Origin of the sequence: Paenarthrobacter sp. AB444, assembly GCF_028736865.1 — a bacterium.
Lineage (GTDB): Bacteria > Actinomycetota > Actinomycetes > Actinomycetales > Micrococcaceae > Arthrobacter > Arthrobacter nicotinovorans_B.
This window is the reverse complement of sequence record NZ_JAQZBY010000026.1, coordinates 1-4866: the sequence shown is the minus strand read 5'-3', so window position 1 is coordinate 4866 and position 4866 is coordinate 1. Positions and strand designations below refer to the sequence as shown.

Here is a 4866-nt window from a genome sequence, read left to right as displayed (position 1 = left end):
CGCCCGATCAGGCCCGGCGGCGCAGTTTACGTACTTTCGCAGAGCAATCTGCCCCACAGAACGAAAGGAACGCCAGGACATGAGCGCAATCGAAACCCTCAACGGACCAGCACTCCACGGCCGGCGTTCCGCAGCCAAGGCTTCGGCTATCAAGCCCGCCACCCGGAAAGTGGGCACCACCCCCGTGAGCGACACCGCCGTCGTAAGCCCCGCCGTCGTAAGTCCCCGCGAAGCTGCCGCCGATGCCGCAGCCCCCGCAACCAAAAGCGTCCTCCGCCGCGTTGCCGGTGCTGTCGCAAGGGGCATCGGCGTTGGACTGCTGGTCCTGGGCGCGCTGGTGTTCCTGTTCCTGGCCATCGGGCCCCGTGTCCTGGGCTACCAGACCTCCACCATGCTGACGGGATCCATGTCCCCGCTGATCAACCCGGGCGACGTGGTCGTGACTGTCCCGACGCCGGTCCAGGACGTAAAAGTGGGTGACATCATCACCTACCACATTCCCGTGGAGGATCAGCGGGTGGAAACCCACCGCATCGTCGAGATCACCACCACCGCGGACGGTGGCGTTGCCGTGCAAACCAAGGGCGACGCCAACAACGGCCTCGATCCATGGATCGCCACTCTCCAGGGCAAGACCGTGGACAAGCAGGTGGCAACCATCCCCTATGTGGGCAACGCCATCCGGGTTCTCCGTGAACCCATGGTGCTGAACACCCTCATGTATGGTGCGCCGGCGATTTTGGTGATCGGAATGCTGGTTTCCATCTGGACCAAAGACCCCAGCAAGACGGCGCCGGAAGGCGCTGCGCAGGCCCAGGCAGCCAGCGGTGAGTGACCGTCCTGCACCCAGCCCCAACCACGGCTCCAGCCCGCTCGAACCGTGGAGGTTGCAGGCATTGGCCGAGGAATTGGGTGACTCCCGGCTGGCGCTGCGCTTCTTCTCCACCTACCTTGCGATGCTGCCCGGCAGACTCCTCAGGTTGTCCAATGGCCTGTGCCACCATGACCCCGAAGCCAGCATGGACGCGGTTCTCAGCCTCAAGATCTCCTCCGCCATGGTGGGTGCAGTGGAAACGGAAACCCAGTGCCGGGCCATTGAAATGATGATCCGGGAAGACCACTTCGACACCGCAGTGGAGGCACTCCCGGAGCTGAGGAAGTCCACAGACCGTTGCTTTGCCGCCGGGCCGCAGCTCCTGGGGACAGTCAGGGATTCAACCTGCCGAAGTCCCCGGAACCCGGCTAGCGGTCAGCCGTAATTGCGTCTTCGCTGTTCCTGACCTCGCGCGGGACCAGGAACAGCGCAGCAACGGCCAGCACGCCCGCCGCGGCGAACACGTAGAAGCCGGCGGGGTACGCGATATTGGCCGCAACCAGGGTTCCCGTAACGGCCGGGCCGACGATGGCGCCGAGCCGGCCAACTCCGGCGGCGAAACCAAGGGCGGTTCCGCGGAGGGTCGCGGGGAACAGCTGGCTGACCCAGGCGTACACCAACACCTGGGAGCTGAAGACGAAAATGCCGGTCACGAACACAGCGGCGTTGAGCAGGAATTCGTTCTGGATCTTGACGCTCAGAATGGCCAGGAAGACCGCCGACAACCCGAACCACATCAGCACGATCTTCTTGGTCCCGTGCTTATCGGCCAAGACTCCAGCCAGGAACAGCCCTGCGACAGCACCAAGGTTCAGGACAAGCAGCAGCGTCAGGCCCGTGCTGACAGGGTATCCGGCAGCGGCCATCAGCTGGGGCAACCAGGTGTTGAGCCCGTAGACCAGCAACAATCCCATGAACGACGCCACACCGATTCCCAGTGCCACCACCGGATACGGCTTCTGGAGCAGGTCGCGGAAGCCCTTCTTGGGAGCTGCTTCAGTGGAACGTTCGACGGCGGCGGCCGGCTTCGATGCCACGCCGGCCTGCGCCGGAGCTGCTTCGGGCAGTGACTCGGGCAACTTGGCCCAGAGGAACGGCAAGAGGACCAAGCCCGCAACGCCGCCAATGATGAACATGAGGCGCCAGTTCGGCACGATGATGATGGCCAGAAGGGCTGTGGCGACGGCGCCGACGTGATATCCGGTCATGGTCCTGGTGGTGGATTTTCCAGCTGTGCCTGTCGGCGCGTAGTCGTTCATGTAGGCCAGGGCTGCGGGAAGGCAGGCGCCAAGGCCAAGACCGGCCAGAAGACGCAACACAGAGAACACGGCCACATTTGGCGCAAAAGCCACTCCGATGGTGAAGATCGAGAAGCCTGCCACGCAGGCGATCAGCAGCTTGCGGCGACCGAACTTGTCCGAAAGCGGTGCGATGAAGAGTGCGCCCAAGCCGACACCAACCAAGGAGATGGTGGCAGCGAAGGTGGCTCCCACAGCGTCAAAGCCAAGTTCGCCGGTCTTGATCAGCGTGGGGATGACGGTCCCCAGGACCACAAGGTCGAAACCGTCCAGGACCATGGCCAGCCAACAAAGCCAGACAGGCCATTGGGAGCGGCGGGCAGATGACATCGTTGGCATAGCGTCCTCATTATTGGGGTGCCGGTCACCTGAACGACCGGTCGGTTACGAGATTTGTATCACTCTGCCCTGTAATGCCGCGCACGTTCTACCATTGAATGGAATCCCGACTTCATGGAATCGCGGGTTCGGGGAGGGCTTCATCGTTCGACGCCCTTGAGTGAGTTTCATGCGTCAATGATGCGCGTGCAGGAAGGTGGCGAACTGTGGCCAACTCAACGTCCGGCGACTCCGTGGTGGAGCGGGTGGTCAGGGTCATCTCCGCATTCCCCGAGGGTGCGACTTCGCTGCAACTGAGCGAGCTCGCCGAGCGGGCTGGCCTGCCGTTGTCCTCCGCCCACCGGTTGGTGCGCCAGCTCGCGGAGCAGGGGCTGCTGGATCTTGGGGCGGGCGGAACGGTGCGCCTCGGGCTGCGTCTGTGGGAACTCGTCAACCGGAATTCACCGACGCTGGAACTTCGCCAGGCAGCGATGCCGTTCATGGAAGACATCCAGCAGGTGCTGAACCAGAACGTCAATCTGGCGGTACTCGAAGGCTGGGAAGCCCTCTTTGTGGAGCGACTTTCCCGGCGGGGTTCCGTGGCCAACCGGGCCAAGGTCGCAGGGAGGATGCCTGTCCACATCTCCTCGGCCGGGCTTGCGTTGATGTCCAACCAGTCCCGCGAACTGCAGGCGGAGTACCTCAAACAATTCCGCGACCCTGCCGGAAAGGTTACTGCCGACGTCGTCCGTCACCTCCTGGCAGAAGCCGCGCAGCGAGGCTATTCCCAGTTGGCGGGCGTGGTGGACCCTGACACGTGGGGGATCGCGGTGCCGGTCATGGACGCCCGGCGCCGGACGGTGGCAGCGTTGGGTGTCGTGGTACCTCTTGCCGAGATGCGTTTGCAGGCGTTGGTGCCCGCTCTGCAGACCGCTGCGCGGGGCATTGGACGTCAGTTGGGAACTCATCACGACTTCCGTTCAATGGAATTCGTGTAATGCCACTCACTTCCCGCGGGGCACACTGATTCCAAGCTCAACCCGTTCTGCAGAAGGCGGGAACCGCAACGAAGCGAGGAACCATGGCACGTACAGCCATCACCACCCAGGTAGCCATTATGGGCGGAGGCCCCGCGGGGCTCATGCTTTCCCATCTCTTGGCGAAGCAGGGAATCGACTCCGTGGTGGTCGAGATCCGCAGCCGCAAGGACATCCAGGAGACGGTCCGCGCCGGAATTCTGGAGCATGGCACAGTGAACCTTTTGGTGGACTCAGGTGTGTCCGACCGTGTCCTGCGCGAAGGTGACCGCCACGATGGAATCGAACTGCGCTTCAACGGCGAGAACCACCGCATCAACTTCAAGGAGCTTGTTGGTGAATCCGTATGGTTGTACCCGCAGACCGACGTTTTCATGGACCTCGCCGCACGTAGGGAGGCCGACGGCGGCGACGTCCGCTACAGCGTTTCGGACACTACCGTTCACGATCTCGAAGGCAAGCCGAAAGTTTGGTTCACCGACTCGGAGGGCCAGGAGTTCGAGATCCAGGCTGACTTCCTCGTAGGGGCCGACGGCTCGCGTAGCCACTGCCGCTTCCAAATTCCCGAAGCCCACCGCAAGTGGTACTTCCACGAATACCCCTTCGCCTGGTTCGGCATCCTTGCAGAAGCCCCGCGCAGTTCGGATGAGTTGATCTACGCCAATTCCAAAGAGGGCTTCGCCCTGATCAGCCAACGCACCGAGACGGTTCAGCGGATGTACTTCCAGTGCGACCCCAAGGAAAACCCCGCCGACTGGAACGACGAACGCATCTGGTCAGAATTCCGCAAGCGTGTCAACGGCAACGGCTTTGAGCTCAAGGAAGGGCCGGTCCTTGAAAAGATGGTCCTTCCCTTCCGCAGTTTCGTTCACACTCCGATGCGCCACGGCAATCTCTTCCTCGCCGGCGATGCCGCCCACACGGTCCCTCCGACTGGGGCAAAGGGGCTCAACTTGGCCATCCATGATGTCAAGGTATTGTTCGAGGGGCTTGACTCCTTCTACTCCAACGGTTCCACGGCCCTCCTGCATTCGTACAGCGACCGCGCCTTGGACCGGGTCTGGAAGGCACAGCACTTCTCATATTGGATGACATCCATGCTGCACACCGTCCCGGGAGCCGATGACTTCGACCGTGCCCGCCAACTCGGCGAGCTGCACTCAGTGGTCACCTCCGAGCACGCCAAGGCTTACCTTGCGGAGTCGTACACCGGGTGGCCGACGTCGCGCTGATTGCGGGCGCGTTGCTTCTTGGCGTGTAGCGACCAATAGGGCCCGACGTATGCCCCAAGTCGGCGACAGTGAACGGCTCCGTGGATGCTCCATGCATTCGAGCGCTC

Annotated in this window: 5 protein-coding genes; 4 read left to right on the top strand and 1 reads right to left on the bottom strand. The window is 62.7% G+C overall.

From position 1 onward, the window contains the following. Window positions 1-79 precede the first annotated feature (79 nt). Together PQ627_RS19855 and PQ627_RS19850 are read left to right on the top strand one after the other, a co-directional pair. On the top strand, window positions 80-835 hold the full coding sequence (locus PQ627_RS19855; RefSeq protein ID WP_274263025.1) for a signal peptidase I: 756 nt from the start codon (window positions 80-82) through the stop codon (window positions 833-835). Then, entirely contained in the window at window positions 828-1259 is a 432-nt protein-coding gene (locus PQ627_RS19850) for an Hpt domain-containing protein (RefSeq protein ID WP_144663425.1), read from the top strand. The genes PQ627_RS19855 and PQ627_RS19850 overlap by 8 nt, the downstream gene beginning before the upstream one ends. On the opposite strand, the gene PQ627_RS19845 is transcribed toward PQ627_RS19850, so the two are convergent. Then, window positions 1243-2511 (bottom strand): MFS transporter, encoded by a 1269-nt coding sequence (locus tag PQ627_RS19845; protein ID WP_274263024.1) that lies wholly within the window; start codon window positions 2509-2511, stop codon window positions 1243-1245. The two genes, PQ627_RS19850 and PQ627_RS19845, sit on opposite strands and share 17 nt — an antisense overlap. Window positions 2512-2717: 206 nt before the next feature. Here PQ627_RS19845 and PQ627_RS19840 point away from each other — a divergent pair, with 206 nt between their 5' ends. Continuing rightward, window positions 2718-3488, top strand: a complete 771-nt coding sequence (locus PQ627_RS19840; RefSeq protein ID WP_144663423.1) for an IclR family transcriptional regulator — start codon at window positions 2718-2720, stop codon at window positions 3486-3488. Window positions 3489-3571: 83 nt separating this feature from the next. Beyond that, window positions 3572-4759, top strand: a complete 1188-nt coding sequence (locus PQ627_RS19835; protein WP_274263023.1) for a 4-hydroxybenzoate 3-monooxygenase — start codon at window positions 3572-3574, stop codon at window positions 4757-4759. Window positions 4760-4866 lie beyond the last annotated feature (107 nt).

Bases quoted from the DNA above. Each gene is read 5' to 3' on its own strand.
- PQ627_RS19855 (WP_274263025.1), top strand. From the start codon at position 80: ATGAGCGCAATCGAAACCCTCAACGGACCAGCACTCCACGGCCGGCGT.
- PQ627_RS19835 (WP_274263023.1), top strand. From the start codon at position 3,572: ATGGCACGTACAGCCATCACCACCCAGGTAGCCATTATGGGCGGAGGC.
- PQ627_RS19845 (WP_274263024.1), bottom strand. From the start codon at position 2,511: ATGCCAACGATGTCATCTGCCCGCCGCTCCCAATGGCCTGTCTGGCTT.